This is a genomic window from Natronococcus pandeyae (assembly GCF_008122205.1).
GTDB classification, from domain to species: Archaea; Halobacteriota; Halobacteria; order Halobacteriales; family Natrialbaceae; genus Natronococcus; species Natronococcus pandeyae.
In genome coordinates this window covers 20922-39323 of sequence record NZ_PHNJ01000005.1, presented here as the reverse complement: position 1 = coordinate 39323, position 18402 = coordinate 20922, and the positions used below count along the sequence as shown (strand labels likewise).

22 protein-coding genes are annotated in these 18402 nt (G+C 66.4%); 15 read left to right on the top strand and 7 right to left on the bottom strand.

From position 1 onward, the window contains the following. Window positions 1–478 precede the first annotated feature (478 nt). Window positions 479–748, bottom strand: coding sequence for a thioredoxin family protein (locus CV102_RS10860; protein WP_148858028.1), 270 nt, complete (start codon window positions 746–748; stop codon window positions 479–481). A gap of 120 nt (window positions 749–868) precedes the next feature. Beyond that, window positions 869–2383 carry a hypothetical protein gene (locus CV102_RS10855; protein WP_148858027.1) on the bottom strand — a complete coding sequence of 505 codons (1515 nt, stop codon included), beginning with the start codon at window positions 2381–2383 and terminating at the stop codon, window positions 869–871. A 111-nt stretch (window positions 2384–2494) separates the two neighbouring features. Between CV102_RS10855 and CV102_RS10850 the strand changes: the two genes are divergently transcribed. The 6 genes from CV102_RS10850 (at window position 2495) to CV102_RS10825 (ending at window position 5157) form a co-directional block, all read left to right on the top strand. Then, the gene (locus CV102_RS10850) at window positions 2495–2656 is read left to right on the top strand and encodes a preprotein translocase subunit Sec61beta (RefSeq protein WP_148858026.1); all 162 of its coding nucleotides are present in this window, start codon (window positions 2495–2497) and stop codon (window positions 2654–2656) included. Between the two features lie 189 nt (window positions 2657–2845). Then, window positions 2846–3466: a pyridoxal 5'-phosphate synthase glutaminase subunit PdxT gene (gene pdxT, locus CV102_RS10845; RefSeq protein ID WP_148858025.1), complete on the top strand. Its 621-nt coding sequence runs from the start codon at window positions 2846–2848 to the stop codon at window positions 3464–3466. A 97-nt stretch (window positions 3467–3563) separates the two neighbouring features. Next, window positions 3564–4031: a bifunctional nuclease family protein gene (locus CV102_RS10840; RefSeq protein ID WP_148858024.1), complete on the top strand. Its 468-nt coding sequence runs from the start codon at window positions 3564–3566 to the stop codon at window positions 4029–4031. Beyond that, complete coding sequence (hisE, locus tag CV102_RS10835) at window positions 4032–4316, top strand: phosphoribosyl-ATP diphosphatase (RefSeq protein WP_148858023.1); 285 nt, start codon at window positions 4032–4034, stop codon at window positions 4314–4316. An 84-nt stretch (window positions 4317–4400) separates the two neighbouring features. Beyond that, window positions 4401–4748: a four-helix bundle copper-binding protein gene (locus tag CV102_RS10830; RefSeq protein ID WP_148858022.1), complete on the top strand. Its 348-nt coding sequence runs from the start codon at window positions 4401–4403 to the stop codon at window positions 4746–4748. Between the two features lie 10 nt (window positions 4749–4758). After that, a complete protein-coding gene (locus CV102_RS10825; protein WP_148858021.1) occupies window positions 4759–5157 on the top strand; it encodes a DUF2892 domain-containing protein in 399 nt (132 codons plus the stop codon). 13 nt (window positions 5158–5170) lie between these two features. On the opposite strand, the gene CV102_RS10820 is transcribed toward CV102_RS10825, so the two are convergent. Then, on the bottom strand, window positions 5171–5581 hold the full coding sequence (locus tag CV102_RS10820; protein WP_148858020.1) for a DUF5518 domain-containing protein: 411 nt from the start codon (window positions 5579–5581) through the stop codon (window positions 5171–5173). A 161-nt stretch (window positions 5582–5742) separates the two neighbouring features. Here CV102_RS10820 and CV102_RS10815 point away from each other — a divergent pair, with 161 nt between their 5' ends. Beyond that, on the top strand, window positions 5743–6726 hold the full coding sequence (locus tag CV102_RS10815; RefSeq protein WP_148858019.1) for an NOG1 family protein: 984 nt from the start codon (window positions 5743–5745) through the stop codon (window positions 6724–6726). A 22-nt stretch (window positions 6727–6748) separates the two neighbouring features. Next, window positions 6749–7078: a hypothetical protein gene (locus CV102_RS10810; protein WP_148858018.1), complete on the top strand. Its 330-nt coding sequence runs from the start codon at window positions 6749–6751 to the stop codon at window positions 7076–7078. Window positions 7079–7111: 33 nt separating this feature from the next. Here the strand turns inward: CV102_RS10810 and CV102_RS10805 are convergent, their stop codons facing one another. Next, window positions 7112–8404 (bottom strand): TIGR00341 family protein, encoded by a 1293-nt coding sequence (locus tag CV102_RS10805; protein WP_148858017.1) that lies wholly within the window; start codon window positions 8402–8404, stop codon window positions 7112–7114. A 153-nt stretch (window positions 8405–8557) separates the two neighbouring features. Between CV102_RS10805 and CV102_RS10800 the strand changes: the two genes are divergently transcribed. The 7 genes from CV102_RS10800 (at window position 8558) to CV102_RS10770 (ending at window position 16567) form a co-directional block, all read left to right on the top strand. Next, window positions 8558–9103, top strand: coding sequence for a ribbon-helix-helix protein, CopG family (locus CV102_RS10800; protein WP_148858016.1), 546 nt, complete (start codon window positions 8558–8560; stop codon window positions 9101–9103). Between the two features lie 142 nt (window positions 9104–9245). After that, window positions 9246–10451 carry an Nramp family divalent metal transporter gene (locus CV102_RS10795; protein ID WP_148858326.1) on the top strand — a complete coding sequence of 402 codons (1206 nt, stop codon included), beginning with the start codon at window positions 9246–9248 and terminating at the stop codon, window positions 10449–10451. A 6-nt stretch (window positions 10452–10457) separates the two neighbouring features. Next, window positions 10458–12581 (top strand): hydantoinase/oxoprolinase family protein, encoded by a 2124-nt coding sequence (locus CV102_RS10790; protein WP_148858015.1) that lies wholly within the window; start codon window positions 10458–10460, stop codon window positions 12579–12581. Then, window positions 12578–14302 (top strand): hydantoinase B/oxoprolinase family protein, encoded by a 1725-nt coding sequence (locus tag CV102_RS10785; protein WP_148858014.1) that lies wholly within the window; start codon window positions 12578–12580, stop codon window positions 14300–14302. The genes CV102_RS10790 and CV102_RS10785 overlap by 4 nt, the downstream gene beginning before the upstream one ends. Then, on the top strand, window positions 14295–15023 hold the full coding sequence (locus CV102_RS10780; protein WP_148858013.1) for a maleate cis-trans isomerase family protein: 729 nt from the start codon (window positions 14295–14297) through the stop codon (window positions 15021–15023). The genes CV102_RS10785 and CV102_RS10780 overlap by 8 nt, the downstream gene beginning before the upstream one ends. 87 nt (window positions 15024–15110) lie before the next feature. Then, entirely contained in the window at window positions 15111–15728 is a 618-nt protein-coding gene (gene engB, locus CV102_RS10775; protein WP_148858012.1) for a GTP-binding protein EngB, read from the top strand. 329 nt (window positions 15729–16057) lie between these two features. Continuing rightward, complete coding sequence (locus tag CV102_RS10770) at window positions 16058–16567, top strand: FKBP-type peptidyl-prolyl cis-trans isomerase (protein ID WP_148858011.1); 510 nt, start codon at window positions 16058–16060, stop codon at window positions 16565–16567. 30 nt (window positions 16568–16597) lie between these two features. Here the strand turns inward: CV102_RS10770 and CV102_RS25925 are convergent, their stop codons facing one another. The 3 genes from CV102_RS25925 to ddh all read right to left on the bottom strand — a co-directional run bounded on the left by CV102_RS25925 (window position 16598) and on the right by ddh (window position 18242). Further along, a complete protein-coding gene (locus CV102_RS25925; RefSeq protein WP_187432937.1) occupies window positions 16598–16735 on the bottom strand; it encodes a hypothetical protein in 138 nt (45 codons plus the stop codon). Between the two features lie 65 nt (window positions 16736–16800). Further along, on the bottom strand, window positions 16801–17310 hold the full coding sequence (locus CV102_RS10765; protein WP_306438840.1) for a GNAT family N-acetyltransferase: 510 nt from the start codon (window positions 17308–17310) through the stop codon (window positions 16801–16803). A gap of 2 nt (window positions 17311–17312) precedes the next feature. Then, window positions 17313–18242 (bottom strand): D-2-hydroxyacid dehydrogenase, encoded by a 930-nt coding sequence (ddh, locus tag CV102_RS10760; RefSeq protein WP_148858009.1) that lies wholly within the window; start codon window positions 18240–18242, stop codon window positions 17313–17315. Window positions 18243–18402: the final 160 nt, after the last annotated feature.

Sequence of the window (18402 nt, the reverse complement as noted above, 5' to 3'; positions counted from 1 at the left end):
GACGTGCTGGGAGCAAAAGGTTGCCTGGTCACCGGTGGCGCTGCGGTCGTCTCCGAACGCAGTACTCGTCAGTAACAGTAGTTGGTAATACGGATTTCTTTATTCAGTCTTGTCTATGAATCCGAATCGGTCGATTCGTTACGTAGATGTGCGCATGGAACGTTGCAGGAGACGCCAGCATTCGCGAACGAAGTGAGCGATTGCCCACCGGAGCGGGGTTTCACCCCGCGACGGCGGGCTTTTTTCATCGAAGTCCGCGAGCGTTCAGCGCTCGCGGGCCCATCAGAAATCTCTGATTTCTGAGGACGTTTTTGGCAGGGGTTGAGCGACCGGCCTGCGACCGGTCGCGATGTCCCTGTTAAAAAAGTTCGCTGTGCGTAACACGAGTTTCACGCGATGTTCTGAATAACGAAACCGTGCTACTATCTACTGGTAACGGTGGAACAAAACGTCGAGAACGGAGTCGTTCGACGACCGGTTACGCGCCTGCGTCCTCGAGGGCCTCTTCGAGGTCCTCGCGCTGGGTGACGCCGACGAATCGCTCGACGACGCCGTCGTCGTTCTCGATGATGAGCGTCGGCAGCGAGCGCACCTGGTACTCGTTCGCGACGTCCTGTTGTTCGTCGACGTTTACCTTCTCGACTTCGAAGCGCCCCTCCCAGTCCTCCTCGAGGTCCTCGAGGATCGGGTCCTGGGTCTTGCAGGGGCCACACCAGTCTGCGTAGAAGTCCTTGAGCGTGACGGACATGTGATCACGGGTATTTGCCACGCGCCGCGCATAAGGGTTTCCCACTCGGGTGTCTCTTGCTCCCATTCGAATGGTCTCGCCTCACGACGGCCGGGTCCTGAGGGTGATGGCTCCCTGCCGTCACTCGAGCCAGTCGACGAACGACCCCTCGAGCAGCGTCTCGCGCTGCTCGTCGATGTACGTCCGCTGTACCTCGGGTATCGCCTCCGTCAGCGACGCGCCGGCCTCGAGTCGCTCTCGAACGCGTCGCCGTTTCCACGCGGCGGGCGTCACCTCCCGATCGACCCGGACCGACAGCGGCTCGAGGTAGCGATCGATCGTCTCGGCGGCGAGCCCGCGCGTCTCGAGGCCGTCCCGTGCCGCCGAGAGGAGTTCGTCGTAGCACCGCTCGCGATCGGTCGTTCGATCGCCGTTGCTGTCGATCCAGACCAGCTCCGCGTCGAGTCCGTCCCGGACGGCCGCATAGAAGTTCTCCCGCGCCCGTTCCCACTCGAGCGTCCCGATCGGATGCTCGCGCCGAGGCAGACTCTCCATGAGCCCTGCGAACGCGGCGAGAAACGCGATGCTGTCGCGGACGGTCGGCTGGGCGGGCAGCGGGCGGAACTCGATCCGGGCGTTCGCCGTCGTCTCGCTCGGAGCGTCGAACACCGGGCGGAGCCACCGCCAGTAGCTGCCGTGTTTGTAGGAGAGGTGACGATACCGGTCGTCGAACCGGCCCCGATCCGGGATCTCGTTTGGGACGATCGGCACGTCCGCGGCGATTCGATCGACGGCGTCCTCGACGGTTTGGATATCCCGCGGGAAGCGAACCTTATCCGGCGTCTCGTCGGTCGGGTTCATGACGGTCTCGAAGATCCCGATCCGGTGTTCCATCCAGCCGTCCGCGAGCACCGCATCCGGGTCCGGATCTTCGTAGAGTTCTGGCGGGAAAAACGGCGAGTTGACGCCGATCGCGAGCAGCGGCCCCGCGATCCGAACCGCGTACCGGAAGAACTCCGGCAGGTCCGCCGCGTACGGCACCTGATAGTGGGGTTGAATCGAGGTGATCAGCGACTCGAGGGCAACCGTATCCGCCGAGAAGTCGACGTGCGGTGCCTCGAGTCGCATCCCCGCCGGATAGCTCGCGTTCGACATCGCCTGGTACCTGACGTCCGGACTCGCGTTCGTCGAGATCGTGATCCCGCCCCGATCGACGGTGTCGGTGAGGTAGCGATTGGCGGACTCGCCGGTCGGCGGGATCGTCCAGATGCCGTCGCTGACGAGTTCGACCCCCTCGGTCCGCGTCCGCTCTCGAGCGGCCGCGAGGCGCGACTGAACCTCCCGTTGCTGGGCCGCGAGTCCGTACGAGTTCAGCGGCTGCGGGCTCGTGTTCAACTCGGCGTTGTGCAAGCCAAGCTCCTTCTCGAAGCCGATGAACCGGAGCAGCCAGCGCGGGATGCGGCGCAGCGCGGCTGTCTCCCGGTCGACGCCGTAGAATTCGTACTCGAGACCGACGATCGCCTGTGGATTGTCGAACGTTCCCTCTCGAACGTCGTCCTTGAGCCGCTCGGCCTCCCGCTCGACACATTCGGCGAACCGATCGGAATCGGTTGCGATCGACGCCCTGACGCTGTCGACGAGGTCCGTATCGATCATGGCCCTCTCACGGAGCATTCGTTCGGCTGGATAATGAACGCTCGTCTCGGTTCCACCGCGGAGACGAGCATGCGTCGAAAGCTTTAGTTCCGGGAGCCCGTATGAGTAGGTATGGATAAAGGACAGAACACCGGTGGGCTGATGTCCAGTGCCGGACTCGTCCGGTACTTCGACGCAGAAGACTCGAACGCGATCCGTATCGACCCGAAGACGGTCATCGCAACCGGCGTCATGCTGGGCGTCCTCGTTCAGCTACTGACGTTCGTCTCGTAACGCGTCGCATCGCCTCCCTTTTGAGACCCAACCGTTCTCGAGCGGCCGCGCTCTCGAATCGGACGGTCGACAGACGGTCAGGACCGGATAGCGTACCGTGACCGGCGACGAGCGGGACTGGTAACGGGTCGAAACCCGTGGTGCGATCCGTGACGTGGCACTTTTGCCGGCCCTCTTCATAGGAGGGGTATGACACTGGTCGCCGGCGTCGTCGCCGTCCAGGGCGACGTCGAAGAACACGCGAAGGCCATCGAACGAGCAGCACGGGCACACGGCCGAGAGGTCACCGTCCACGAAGTTCGCGAGTCGGGGATCGTCCCCGATTGCGATCTGCTGGCGATGCCGGGCGGCGAGTCGACGACCATCTCGCGACTCGTCCACGACCAGGGAATCGACGACGAGATCCGCGACCACGTCGACGCCGGGAAACCCCTGCTCGCCACCTGTGCCGGCCTGATCGTCGCCTCGAGCGACGCGAACGACGACCGGGTCGACGAACTCGGCCTCGTCGACGCGAGCGTCGAGCGCAACGCCTTCGGCCGCCAGAAGGACAGTTTCGAGGCCCCGCTCGAGGTCGCCGGTCTCGAGGAGCCGTACCCGGCGGTGTTCATCCGCGCACCAGCGATCGACGACGCCGGCGAGACCGACGTCCTCGCGCGCTGGGACGGGCGCCCCGTCGCGGTTCGGGACGGGCCGGTCGTCGCAACCGCCTTCCACCCTGAACTGACCCCCGACAGCCGTATTCACGGGTTAGCGTTCTTCGAAAACGAGGAGTCGATCGGTCCGGCCCTCGAGGAGACGGCGGAATGATCGCTCGAGCGCGCCGGAAGCGGGCCGCAGAGTTCTCGAATCGTGCCAGCATTTGCGGCCGAACACGTTTTTCTCCCTCGCCCACATCGGTTGGAGTATGAACGCATCTATCGACGCGGTTCGCGTCGCGGGAACCCCGCAGGGACCGGTGCCCGTGGTCATCCTCGCTGTCGATGGGGAAGACGACATCGTCCCCATCTTCATCGGGTTCAACGAGGCGACCAGTATCGCGCGGGGACTCGAAGCCGAGGATATCGGTCGGCCGCTGACCCACGACCTGCTGCTCGACGTGATGGAGGAACTCGGCAGCCGGATCGACCGCATCGTCGTCAACGAGATCGAACAGCAGGCGGACGGCCGCGGGGGCACCTACATCGCCGACCTCCACCTCCAGACGCCCCGCGGCGAGACCGTCATCGACGCGCGGCCGAGCGACTCGCTCGCGCTCGCCGCCCGCACGAACGCCCCGATCGAGGTCACCGAAGACGTCTTCGAGGACGGACGAGACGACAGCGAAAAGTTCGACCAACTCGAATCCATCCGCAACGTCTCCGGTGAGTTGTAGATGGAAGATACACTCGACGACCTGTTCGCCGTTATCGAAGACCGCAAGGAAACGCTACCCGAGGACTCCTACACCGCGTCGCTGTTCACCCACGAGAAGGGAGAGAACGCGGTACTCGAGAAACTCGGCGAAGAGACCACCGAACTCGTGCTCGCGGCGAAAGACGACGACCACGACGAGATCGCCTACGAGGCGGCCGACATCGTCTACCACCTGCTCGTCCTGCTCTCGATGAAGGAGATGGATCTCGAGGAGCTAGAAGCGGAACTCCAGGCACGACGCTGAAAGATAGCGGTTCGCGATCCGTTCTCGACTCCTTGCAGTCGCTCAGACTACTTTGATGGACGCGACCGGTGATGCTCGACTGCAATGGCACTCGAGCAACTCGAACACGCGGACGACCACATGCAGGAGTGTATCGACAACTGCCTCGAAGCCGCGCAGGTCTGTGAGTGGTGTGCGGACGCCTGCGCCGAGGAGGGCGAGGGGATGGCCCGCTGTATCCGGCTCTGTCGGGACGTCGCCGACATCGCGTCGCTGCACGCACGGTTCATGGCTCGCAACTCGGGTTACCACCAGGAACTGGGCGAACTCTGCGCGGACCTCTGTGAGGAGTGTGCCGAAGAGTGCGAGCAACACGACCACGACCACTGCCAGGCCTGTGCGGAGATCCTCCCGAAATGTGCCGAAAGCTGTCGCGAGATGGCGTCGGCCTGAGTGATCGCGGATGGAGACGCCACTTCCGGGCACGGCCCAACGAGTGCCCGCGAGCACCAGCGAAGAGATCAACGAGGCGATCAGACACGAGACCGGCGACCGACTGCAGTACTACGCCGAACATCCCGAGGAGATCGACGACCGACTCGCCGAACTCGAGCGCGAGTGGGATATCGAACGGACGCTCGAAGCGAACGCGTCCGCGCTGATCCTGGTCTGTCTCGGACTGGGCGCAACCGTCGATCGAAAGTTCCTCGCGATGCCGGCGGTCATCGCGGCGTTCCTGTTCCAGCACGCGCTCCAGGGGTGGTGTCCGCCGATTCCGGTCCTCCGCCGGCTGGGCGTCCGAACGCAGCGGGAGATCGACGCCGAGCGGTACGCGCTCGAGGCGTTACAGAACGCGCAGTGACCGTCCGACAGCGCTAGTACCGGTCGGCGGGCTGACCCGTTCGGTCGGATCGACCGGGGTTGAGCACGCCGCCGATGGCCCCGGCGATCGCGCTCTCGAGCGCCATAATGAACGAGATGAGCAGCGCCATCGCGAAGATTCCGAGGCCGGCGACGCCGCTGATCGCACCGCCGATGGGCCCGCCCGCCCAGCCGGCGATGCCGACGACGATGGCGATCAGCAATCCGCCGACGATACCGCCGAGGGCGCCGGCGAGCAGCCCGTGCCAGAATCCGCTCCCGAGACCGCCGCCGGCGATGTAGCCGGCGACGAACCCCCCGATCAGTCCTGCGGCGAGCTGTCCGACCCCCGGCAGGGCGAGGCCGAGGATTCCAAGGACGGTCGCGACGAGGAAACCGATGATGACGGCACGCCAGTTTGTCATAACTGAAACCAGGTCTCGAGCGGACATAAGCGCTCGGCGTGTATACTGCGGGCTGCAACTCAGCGAGTGGGATTCATCGACGATGTCGGGCGAATTCACAGCCAGTTACAGCCCGCAGGATAACGAACGACCTTTTACGACCGCGCGTTCTATCTCTGGATATGATTTTCGAAGACCTTCCGACGACGCCCACGTCGGAAGAGCTGATCGACAAGGCGTTTTCGCGGGCGGCCCGGGCCGGCAAGGCCAAACACAGCCTCGAGGCCCAGCAGTCGATGCTCCAGACCGCGGCGAACATCATCTCGGACAACTTAGAGAACGTGGTCACCGCGTGGCCGGACTTCGCGTACGAGGACGACGTGCACCCGTTCTACTACGAACTCGCGGACGCGATCGTCGACGTGGACCGGCTCCGCCAGAGTCTCTCCGAAGTGATGTGGGCCAGTCGCAAGGCTCGAGAGATCCACCAGGAGTACCAGCCGAAGCTGCGCAAGACGGACGTCGACACCGCGCGCAAGCACCGCAAGCAGGCGTTCGCGCGGCTTGCAGACATCGTCGAACAGGTCGACGACGAACTCATCTACATCAACGAGTCCCGTAACGACCTTCGGGACCTGCCCGAGATCAACCCCGACGAGCCGACGATCGTCGTCGCGGGCTACCCGAACGTCGGCAAGTCCTCGTTCGTCAACGACGTCACGAACGCCCGCGGCGAGACCGCCTCCTACCCGTTCACGACGAGAGGAATCGGTCTCGGCCACTTCGAGCGGGATCACATCCGCTACCAGATCGTCGATACGCCGGGGCTGCTCGACCGGCCGCCGGCGGAGCGCAACGAGATCGAGACCCAGGCGGTCAGCGCCATCGAACATCTGGCCGACTGTATGCTCGTCGTGCTCGACCCCAGCGCCGAGTGCGGCTACCCGATCGAGTCCCAACTCGAGTTGCGGGACGCGATCGCCGACCGGTTCGAGGACGTCCCGGTACTGACGATCGCGAACAAGGTCGACCGACGCGAGCACTGGAACGCCGACATCGAGGCGGACCACGAGATGAGCGTCGAGACCGGGACGAACGTCGAGGCAGTGCTCGAGGCGGCCGTCGAAGCGATCGACTACGAGCCCAGACTCCCGTTCGAGGAATGAGACAGCGTTCGAGAAGGATACCATGAAGGGACCGGGAATCTTCTGGATGCTTCAGACCGCGGCGGGTCTCTCGATGGCCGGCCCGATGTTCGTCGTCGGAATCGAGTTCGCGCGTACCGGCAGCCCCGTCGCCGGGGTCGGCTTCTTCGCGCTCGGTGCGATCGCGCTGTACTTTCCGACCTACCTCGTCAATCGGATCGGCGGCCCTCGGACGTGGATCCGGCGGCGGTTCGGAGGCAGCGACGGCGACGGCGACGACGAGGGATCGAGCCGTGGACGGTCGGGTGCCGACGCCGGCGAGGAACACGGCGGACTGCGAGCGTCCGTCCTCGACAGACTTCGAAACCGGTGAGAAATCCGCTCGGATCGGGCCGCGTCAGGGCCGCTATTCCTCGAAGATCGCGATATACCTGATCTCGACTTCGATAGGCCCGTCCGAGTGGTGTTCGATCCGATCGCGGAGATCTGAGCCGAGCCCCGGCGCAGTTTCACCCGGCGGACCGCCGATCGTGACGACGACCCGTTCGGGGCTCTGGAACGGGTAGTCGTCGTCCATAATCACCTCGAGTTCGAGCAGCTGGTACTCGGCGAACTCGTCCTCGGAGAGGGCGAGCGCGACCTCCTCGCGGGCGTTCTCCTCGAAGTTCCCCGCCTGGTAGGAGGTGTAGGTAATCACGCCGAGGAACGCGGAGAAGATCAGGACGATCACGACGAGGCCAACGACCCGCTTTCGGACGCGTTGCTCCGTCTCTCCGAGCGCGAACAGGTTCTCCGGTCGGTAGCCGAGGTACCAGAGGGTCAGGAGCCCGGCGAGGTTCACCGAGAGGACGTTCACGAAGACGAGCACCGTCGAGCCGATGGCCGCGTCGGGTTGGCCCCACGCGATCGCGATTCCCGCGGCCGCGGCGGGCGGAATCAGCGCCGCCGCGATCATGACACCGACGAGCGCGACGGAGATCCCCGTCGCGATGCTGACGATGCCCGCGACGCCGGCGCCAAGCGCAACCGCGAGCGAGAGCAGGTCGGGTGCGAGTCGCTCGGAGATTTCGTCGACCTCTCCGAGGACGAGACCCGGCGGGACGATGTTGGTCACCCGGACCATCCAGGCGAAGACGGCCGCAGCGGCAATCGCGAGGATGACGCCGATTATCTGGTAGGTTATGCTCTCGACGAACAGTTCCTCCTCGTCGATCACCGAGCCGACGCTGGCGCCCAGCGCCGGACCGATCAGCGGCGCGATCACCATCGACCCGACGACGACTGCGGGCGAGTCGAGCAACAGCCCCGCCGTCGCGACGACCGAACTGATGATCGTCATGATCGAGTAAACGCCGAACGTCGGCGTCAACGACTCCGCTTCCGTCCGAAGCTCCTGTCGGGAGATCCGGTCGGATTCGACGTCGCCCTCCTCGTACTCCTCGCGCAGTGCCTCGAACCGGCGGGAGACGACCGTCTCCGCGTCGACGACGACCGTGTAGGCGTCCTCGTCGACACCCGCGTCCTGGAGTTCGTCGAGCACCGGCTCGACCGCCGGTGACGGCAGCGGAAAGTACGCGACCGCCGCGTAGTCCCGATTACCATCCTCGTCGGTGACGACGTAATCGATCTCGCGGTCGTCGAGCGTCTCGAGGATCGTTTGTCGCTTACCCGTCGGAACCGTCAGCTGTACGAGCCGCACATGAAGTGGATAACGGCCCGAGGGTCATAACTTCGGGCGCTTTCACTGTGCAGGATGTCGGTTTCACTGGTCCGAATCCGGCGTCTCACGACGGTGGCGACGGCCGGCCGGTCGTGCGTGAACTATACCCGTCTCGCGTTCGTTCCACGAGCTATGACCCGCCGAGTGACGGTCTCGCTGGACGACGACGCCCACACGGCCCTCGAGACGCTCGGCGCCGAAACGGGGATGGGACAGAGCGAACTCGTCCGCCGCGCGCTCTCGTTCTACGCCGCGAACTTCGAAGCCGCGCGCGAACGGCCGAGCGACAACTTAGAGCAGTACTACCAGATGCTCTCCTCGGGCGAGCACGTGCTACTGGACGTGGACTTCCTGCACGCCTTCCTCGAGCACCTTTACGCCGGTGGCGACCCCGATCCAGCGTTCGTCGAAGCGGCCGACCGCGTCTCGGACTATCACGCCCACGAGTACGCCGAACGGTTCGACGAGGTCGGCGAACTCCTCGAGTGGCTCTCCTTCTGTGGGTTTCTCGAGGTGCGCCACGAGGCCGAGAAGGTCTACCACGTCGTCTTCCCCTCGGAAGCGATTCAGTGGTTCATGACCCGCTTCATCGAGCGCAGCACGGCCTCGATGCCGACGGAGATAGCGATCGAACGAGGCGTTTCGAAGACGCTCGTCATCGAGCAGCCGGGCGACTGATCGTCGGGGAGTGCAGACGGTCACAAACCTTCATACGAATTCATACGCCGGTCGGCCGGAGCTGATCGTTTCCCCAATCGTATGATCAATTCTCAACAACCCTTATACCGTTCTCGGAGAGCGGTGTATGTGTACATCCAACATGGGACTTATAGACAGGCTGAAGGCGATCGGACCGGGGGCGCTCGTCGCTGCGGCGTTCGTCGGGCCGGGAACCGTCACGACTGCGAGCGTTATCGGCGCGGAGTACGCGTATCTGCTCGTGTGGACGATCGCGTTCTCGATCCTCGCGACGATCGTTCTCCAGGAGATGAGCGCACGACTCGGGCTGATCACGAAGGAAGGGCTCGGTGAGGCGTTCCGAGACGAGTTCTCGAACCCGCTCGCGAAGGGTGCGACCGTCGTGCTCGTCGTGAGCGCGATCGGCATCGGGACGGCGGCGTTTCAGACCGGCAACATCGTCGGCGGTGCCGCCGGCCTGTCGACGATCACCGGCGTTAGCGAGAACGTCTGGGGGCCGCTCATCGGCCTCGTCGCCGGCGCACTGCTATGGACGGGGAACTACAAACTGATCGAACGGGTGTTCGTCGGCCTCGTGATCGTCATGGGACTTGCGTTCGTGCTCAACGCAATCATGGTTCGTCCGGACCTCGGGGCGTTCAGCGGGGGACTCGTCCCGACGGTGCCCGAGGGCTCAGCGTACTTGATCGCCGGTCTCGTCGGGACCACCGTCGTCGGCTACAACCTGTTCCTGCACGCGAGCACCGTCCAGGAGCGCTGGGGCGGCGCGAGCGATCTGGCGGAGTGTCGCACCGACACGATCGGGATGATCGTCGTCGGCGGGATCATCACGACCTCGATCGTCGTCACGGCCGCCGCGGTGTTCCCCGAGGGAACCCAGATCACCGACGTCGGCGAGATGGCGGACCAGCTCGAGCCGGTCTTCGGCGGCTACGCGCTGACGTTCTTCGCGATCGGCCTCTTCGCGGCCGGCTTCACGAGCGCGATGAGCGCGCCGCTGGCCGGCGCCTACGCGACCGCCGGCGCGCTGGGATGGGAACGCGACCTGAAATCGACCCGGTTCCGGGCGATCTGGGGGACGATCCTCGGCGTCGGCATCGTCTTCTCGGCGCTCGACTACAACCCGGTCGAAGTGATCGTCTTCGCGCAGGTTGCCAACGGCCTGCTGCTCCCGATCCTGGCCGTCTTCCTCATCTACGCGATGAACAACGACGACCTGCTCGGCGAGTACACCAACAGCAGCCTCCAGAACGTTCTCGGCGGACTCGTTACGCTCGTCGTGATCGGCATCGGCGTGCAGACGCTCTACGACGTCCTGATACTCTAATCACGAATGAACGACGCACACGACACACCGGAGAGACGCACAGCACCAAACCACGCCACCTCGACGCTGACGGACGGCGGAACGATCGCCGACTCGAGCGAGACGCGAATCGGCGTCGACGTCGGCGGCACCTTCACCGACGTCGCGCTGTCGGTCGACGACAGCCTCGTCACGGCGAAGGTGCCCACGACCCCCGACCAGCACGTCGGCGTGCTCGAGGGGATCGCGAAGGCCTGCGACCGGGCCGGAATCGATCCCGCCGAGATCGACGCCTTCGCCCACGCGATGACCGTCTCGGTCAACGCCCTGCTCGAGCGCGGCGGCGCCCGAACGGCCCTGGTGACCACCGAGGGGTTCCGCGACGTTCTCGAGATCGGCCGCCAGGATCGACCCGACCTCTACGACCTCGAGGCCGAGAAGCCCGACCCGCTCGTGCCGCGACGACGGCGCTTCGAGGTCGACGAGCGGACCACGACCGACGGCGTCGAGCGACCGGTCGACCCCGACGAAGTACGGGACCTCGCGGCGACCCTCCGAAAACAGGGCGTCGAGAGCGTTGCGATCTGCCTGCTACACGCCTACGCTGACCCCGAGAACGAACAGCAGGTCGCCGAAATCCTGCGCGAGGAACTCGAGGTGCCCGTCTCCGCGTCCCACGAGGTGCTCGCGGAGTTCCGCGAGTTCGAGCGCACGTCGACGACCGCCGTCGACGCCTACGTTCGGCCCGCGATCGACCGGTACGTCGGTCGGTTGGTCGACGAAGCGGAAGAGTCCGGAATCCCCGCGCCGCGGATCATGCAGGCAAACGGCGGAATCGCCGACCCCGAGACGGTTCGCGAACACGCCGTGACGACGACCCTCTCCGGACCGGCGGCGGGCGTCGTCGGCGCCGCCGCGACCGTCGGCGACGAGGACGTCGACGGCCTCGTCACGTTCGACATGGGCGGCACCTCGAGCGACGTGAGCCTCGTCCGGGACGGCGAAGCCGAGCGGACGACCGACGCCGAGATCGACGGCCTCCCCATTCGAACGCCGATGGTCGACGTCAACACCGTCGGCGCGGGCGGCGGTTCGATCGCCTGGGTCGACGCCGGTGGCGCTCTCCGCGTCGGGCCCCGTTCGTCGGGCGCCGAACCCGGCCCCGCCTGCTACGGGAAGGGTGGCACCGAGCCGACCGTGACCGACGCCAACGTCGTGCTGGGCTACATCGGCCCCGAGACGGCACTGGGCGGCGAGATGACCCTCGACGTCGAGGCGGCCCACGACGCGCTCGAGCGCCTCGCCGAGGAGGCCGGCCTCGAGAGCGCGCTCGAGGCGGCCCGCGGCGTCTACCGGGTCGCGAACGCGACGATGACCCGGACCATCAGGTCGGTCACCGTCGAACGCGGCCACGACCCGCGAGAGTTCGCGCTGGTCGCGTTCGGCGGCGCCGGTCCGATGCACGCCACGGCGCTGGCCGAGTCGCTCGAGGTCGACCGCGTCGTCGTCCCCCGTCCCGGCGGCGTCCTCTCCGCGTTCGGGCTGCTCGCGGCCGACGAGAGCTACGACGCCGTCCGAACGGTGGGTGTAGCTCTCGATAGCGCAGAGCCAGCCGATCTCGAAGCGGTCTACGAAGATCTCGTCGCGGACGTGCTCGCGGACGCGTCCGATCGGGACGCCGCACGGGTCGAACGCGCGGCCGACTGCCGATACGCGGGGCAGAGCTTCGAGTTGACCGTCCCCGTCGACGAGTCGTTCGATGCCGAGGCGGTGGCCGAGCGGTTCCACGCGGCCCACGAACGCGCTTACGGCTATGCGATGGACGAATCTCTCGATATCGTCAATCTCCGAGCCACGGCGACCGTGCCGGGGGCGGAGCCAGTCGTCAAGCACGACGGCACGGGTGACGCGCTCGTCGGAACCCGGGAAGCCCACTTCCCCGGTACCGAAGAGAGCGCGACCGGCTCACAGGAGACGACCGTCTACGATCGGGATCGCCTCGAGTCGGGCGCGACGATTTCTGGCCCGGCGATTCTCGAACAGGCCGAAAGTACGACCGTCGTTCCGCCGACGTGGACCGGCAAAATTCTCGACGACGGAACGCTCGTGATGACGCGAGCGGCGAACGAGACGGAGGTAACCGACCGATGACGGAGCATTCGACGGCAGACACGACCGACGCTGACAGTATCGATCCGGTGACCCTCGAGGTGTTGCGCAACCAGCTCGAGAGCGTCGCCGAGGAGATGGGCCAGACCCTCATCCGCGGGGCGTACTCGCCGAACATCAAGGAGCGCCGGGACTGCTCGACGGCGCTGTTCGACGCCGAGGGGCGGATGATCGCCCAGGCCGAGCACATCCCGGTCCACCTGGGGGCGATGCCGGAGGCGGTCGACGCCGTCCGCGAGTTCGATCCCGAACCCGGCGACGTGTTCGTGCTCAACGACCCGTTCGCCGGCGGAACCCACCTGCCGGACGTGACGATGGTGTCACCGATCGCTCCCGCCGAATCGGCGGGCGACGACGGCGACGAAGCCGACGAGAGCGACGAGACCGACGAGACGCTCGAGGGCGCCGAAACCGACGCGGATCGCGAGATCGTCGGCTACGCCGTCTCGCGTGCTCACCACGCCGATGTCGGCGGGATGACCCCCGGCAGCATGCCGGCCGGCGCCCGCGAGATCTACCAGGAGGGGCTCCGACTGCCGCCCACACGGCTCGTCGAAGACGGCGAAATCCGGGAGGACGTCCGGTCGCTGGTGCTCGCGAACGTCCGCAACCCGCGCGAGCGCCGCGCCGACCTCCGGGCACAGCTGGCGGCGAACGACCGCGCGGCCGACCGACTCGCCGCGCTGTTCGACGAACACGGTCGGGCAACCGTCCTCGAGGGGTTCGACGCCGTGATCGACTACTCCGCCGAGCGGATGCGCGACCAGGTGCGGGAGCTGCCCGACGGCACCTACGAGGCGACGGACGTGCTCGAGGGAGACGGCATCACGGACGAAGACATCGAAATTTCGGTCGCAGTGACCGTCGACGGCGAGGCGATCGAGGTCGACTTCGCGGGTACCGCGGGCCAGCTCGAGGGGAACCTCAACGCCCCGCTCGCGGTCGCAAAGAGCGCGGTCTACTTCGTCGTGCGCTGCGTGACGGATCCCGAGATCCCGCCGAACCACGGCTGCTACGACCCCGTCGAGGTACACGCCCCCGATGGGTCGCTCCTGAATCCGAACCCGCCCGCCGCCGTCGTCGGCGGGAACGTCGAGACCAGCCAGCGCGTCACGGACGTGGTCTTCACCGCCCTCGCGGCCGCCGCACCCGAGCGCGTCCCCGCCCAGAGCCAGGGGACGATGAACAACCTGACCGTCGGCGCCCGCGACGGTTCGTTCACCTACTACGAGACCATCGGCGGCGGCTTCGGCGCCCGCGCCGACGCCGACGGGATGGACGGCGTCCAGGTCGGGATGACGAACACGCTCAACACGCCCGTCGAGTCGATCGAGACGGAGTACCCGCTCCGCATCGAGCGCTACGCCCTGCGACCCGACAGCGGCGGTCGCGGCCGCCAGCGCGGCGGACTCGGCCTCGAGCGCACCGTCACCGTCGAGAAAGACGCGACCGTCTCGCTGCTGACCGAGCGCCGGCGCCACGCCCCGAGCGGCGTCGTCGGCGGGGAGTCGGGCGCCCGCGGGGAGAACCTGATCGACGGCGAGTCGGTGCCAGCGAAGACGACCGTCGACGTCGACGCCGGGACGACGGTCACGGTCCGGACGCCGGGCGGCGGCGGTCACGGCGACCCCGAGGAGCGCGATTCGGGGGCGCTCGAGCAGGACCGCGCCGACGAGAAGATCACCTCGGGAGACGATGACTGAACCCACCCCCGACCGACGGACGCGACTGGGGCTGATCGTCCCCTCCTCGAACACGACGGCGGAGCCGGAGTTCCGGCGGTACGGCCCCGAGGACGCGACCGTTCACGGGGCGCGGATGGCCCTCGAGTCGGTCACCGTCGACGAACTCGACGAGATGAGCCGCGGCGCGGTCCGCGCGGCGGAGTTGCTCGGCCACGCGGACGTCGACGCGGTTGCCTATGCCTGCACGACCGGCAGCCTGATCCACGGGCCGGGGTTCGACGCCGAACTCGAGGCGGATCTCGAGGCCGCGGCGGGCGTCCCTGCCGTCGCGACCGCCCGCTCGGTACTCCGGGCACTCGAGGCGCTCTCGGCCGACCGGATCGCCGTCGCCACGCCCTACACCGCGACGCTCGACGAGAAGGAGCGGGCGTTCCTCGAGGCGGCCGGGCTCGAGGTCGCGACGATCGACGGCCGCGGGATCGAAGCCAACACCGAGATCGGGGCGCTCGGTCCCGAAGACGCGCGCCGGCAGGTCCTGAACCTCGACAGCGACCGTCCCGCCGACGTCGACGCCGTCTTCATTTCGTGTACGAACTACCGCTCGCTCGAGGCGGTCGCGGATCTCGAGGCCGAACTCGGCGTTCCAGTCGTCACGAGCAACGGGGCGACGCTGTGGGACGTCTGTCGAGCGGCCGATATTCCGGTCGATGCGCCGGGCGCACTCTTCCGAACGGAGTAGTTCCCGGAAAATCACCGCTGCTACGAGGGTGCTCTCCGCGAGCGCCCGTCACGCCACTTATAAGCCGCGACGCGACTACGGCTACACATGTTCGATACGCGTCCCGACCGCGAGGCGGAAGTCGCCCTCGTCGGTCGCTCGAACGTGGGCAAGTCCACGCTCATGCGCGAGTTGACCGGCCACTCCTTCGATACCGGCGGCAAACCCGGCGTCACCCGCGAGCCGAATCACTACGACTGGGCTCCGGAGGATTTCGTCATCACCGACCTCCCCGGTTTCGGCTTCATGAGCGGCGTCCACGAGGACCGCCGCGAACAGATCAAGACCGACATCGTCCACTACCTAGAGGAGTACGCCGACAACATCCTCGTCGGGATCCTCGTCGTCGACGGCAAGAGCGTCATCGACATCATCGACCGCCACTCCGGTCCCGACGAGATCCCCTACGACGTCGAGATGTTCCACTTCCTGCGCGAACTCGACGTTCCGACGGTGGTCGCCGTCAACAAGATGGACAAGGTCGACGACAAAGACGAGCGCCTGAACGAACTCTGCGATCGGCTGGGGCTGCTCCCGCCGTGGAAGCAGTGGCAGGAGACCATCGCGCCGATCACCGCCAAGCGCGGCCAGATCGAGCCGTTGAACGAGGCCGTTCGCACGCACCTCCACGAGCAGCAGCGAGACGATCTGTTCAAGTTCTTCTAACAACCTTTTGCTCTGCGGTCGTACACGCTCGCGACGGGAATCCCGTCGCGAGCGCGCCGTCCCTCGGCAAAAGGTTGATCAAAATCGCTCCTCCTTCCGTTCAGGCGTGCAAAGCACGCCTTCACATCAGTCGTCGGCCCGCTCGAGCGCCAGCCGGCGCTCTCGCGGCGAACTGCGTGAACTGCCTGCCCTTCCCCGGGTTGCACGGCTCTCGCAGTGCTCGAGCCGTGCGCCCGGCCGGTCGCGCGGCTAACCGTTCGCCTGTACGGGCGTTTCACCGACTGGTAGCCTGCAGTGCCTTCTTGCGTCCGTCCGTGGTCACTCCAATCATGGTCGAACCCGGACGGATCGCGATCTGTCAGTACACTGGACGCATCGTCGACGGCGACGAAGTGGGAGAGCCGTTCGACACCACCGACGCCGACCTCGCGAGGGAGGCCGGCATCTACCACGACGACCGAGACTACAAACCGCTCCAGATCCGCGTCGGCGAGGGCGAAGTCCTGCCCGGCGTCGAGAACGCGCTGCTCGACCTCGAGGCCGACCCCGACGACCTGCCCGTGGAGACGACGATGCGGCTCGAGCCCGAGGAAGCCTTCGGCGAGCACGACGAGAGCCAGGTCGTCGAGATTCCGGTCGACGAGATCGACGACTCCGAGGCGGAAGGGTCGCTCGAGCCCGAGACACCGGTCCACACCGATGACGGCAAGACCGGCTGGGTGACCGACGTCGGCGACGAAACCGCCCTCGTCGACTTCAACCACGAACTCGCCGGCGTCCCCGTCCAGATCGAACTCGAGGTGCTCGAGGTGCGCGACGAGCAGCCGAAAAGCGAGTGAGTCGGCGGCCGGCGGACAGCCCCAACGCGGCTACTCGCAGCCGTCGTCGTCGGAAACCTCGACGCGCTCGACCCGGTCGTCACCTCGCTCGCGGCTGTACGACTCTCGAACGATGAACGTGTCGGCGCGATCCCATTGCGCCGTAACAATCAATCGGTCGCGGACCATCCCGCCGCTTTACACGAACCAGTCGGCCCCTCGTCGCGGTTGCACTCAACGAAACTGATCTCGAGTTACGAGGACGATAGCCGTTTCCGCATTCGGAGTCCCGCGAGCGACACGTCGTCGGCCATCTCGAGTCCGACCGTCTCCTCGCCCTCGTACCCCTGGCGACGGTAGAAGTCGATCGCGTGTTTCGACGCGACGAGGACGACCGCCTCGAGACCGGCGTCGCGGGCGATCCCCTCGAGTCGGTCGAGGAGCACGCTGCCGATCCCTTCGCGAACGACGTCGGGACGGACGTAGACGGCGACGATTTCGCCGACCGACTCGTCGCGGCCGCTCGAATCGCAATCGAGCCAGCCGAAGCCGGCGAGTCGATCCGTGCGCTCGGCGACGAGCACGTGGATCCCGGCGTCGGTCTCCTCGATCGGATAGCGCTCCGGATGGACGTTCTCGAGCCACGCTCGCACCTGCCGATCGTCGTAGTCGCCGCCACCGAGTTCCCGGACCGCCGCGGCGTGAACGGCGGCGATCGTCTCGGCGTCCGCCGGCGTCGCCTCCCGTACTCGAACCTCCGTCACGCTCACACGACCTGATTGTAGAACTGCTCGTCGTCCCCGAGTCGGTCGACGTTCTCGCGGACGATCTCGCCGACGTCCCGGAAGTAGTCCCGTGTGTAGGCCGCGCAGTGGGGGGTGACGATCACCTCGTCCATCTCCCAGAGCGGCGACTCCTCGGGGAGCGGTTCGGTTTCGAAAACGTCCAGGGCCGCCCCGGCGAGAGCGTCGGCCTCGAGGGCGTCGATCAGCGCGGGTTCGTCGACGACGGAGCCGCGACCGACGTTGACGAAGTAGGCGTCCTCGGCCATCGCGTCGAACGCGTCGGCGTCGAAGCGGTGGTGGGTCTCGTCGGTCAGCGGCAGCGTGACGACCACGAAGTCGGCCTCGGCGATCGCCTCGTGGAGGTCGTCGCTCGCGTACACTTCCTCGAAGCCGGGGACCGGCTCGCCGGAGCGCCGAACTCCGATCACCCGAACGCCGAGCGCGCCGAGCACGTCGGCGACGCCCGTGCCGAGCGTTCCCGTGCCGACGACGCAGGCCGTCGTTCCCGGCAGCGTGAACGCCTCGTCCCACTCGGGGCGTTCCCACCGGCGGTCCTGCTGATCGGCGACGTGGTCGTGTAGCCGACGGGAGAACGCGAGCAGGTAGCCCGCGACGGTCTCCCCGACTGTGCGGTCGTGGATCCCCGTGCTGTTCGTAAGGGTCACGCCGTGTTCCTCGAACTCGTCGAACGGGAACCGGTCGACGCCCGCCTGAATCGAGTGGATCCACGAACACTCGAGAAAGGCGTCCCGGTGCTCGAGGGTGACGATCGCGTCGCAGTCGGTGATCTCGTCGTCGCCGACGACGGTGACGTCGGCGGGGAGCTCCGAGAGGAAGTCAGCGAGTTCCGCGGGCGGAAACACCGCCTCGACAGAGTCGTGGACGCCGAGTCGTTCGAGTTCGAACTGCATGGCTGGCGCTACGAAGGACTCGAGGTTCAACGTTTGCATGAAAGGCGGCTCGGAGAAAATCCCTCGTCACAAGGGGCTCGGAGGGGGTAACACTTCGTCACGGCCGCCACGTTCGGTGCTACGCTCGTCACACGCAAAAACCCCACGAACCGCTCGAGTT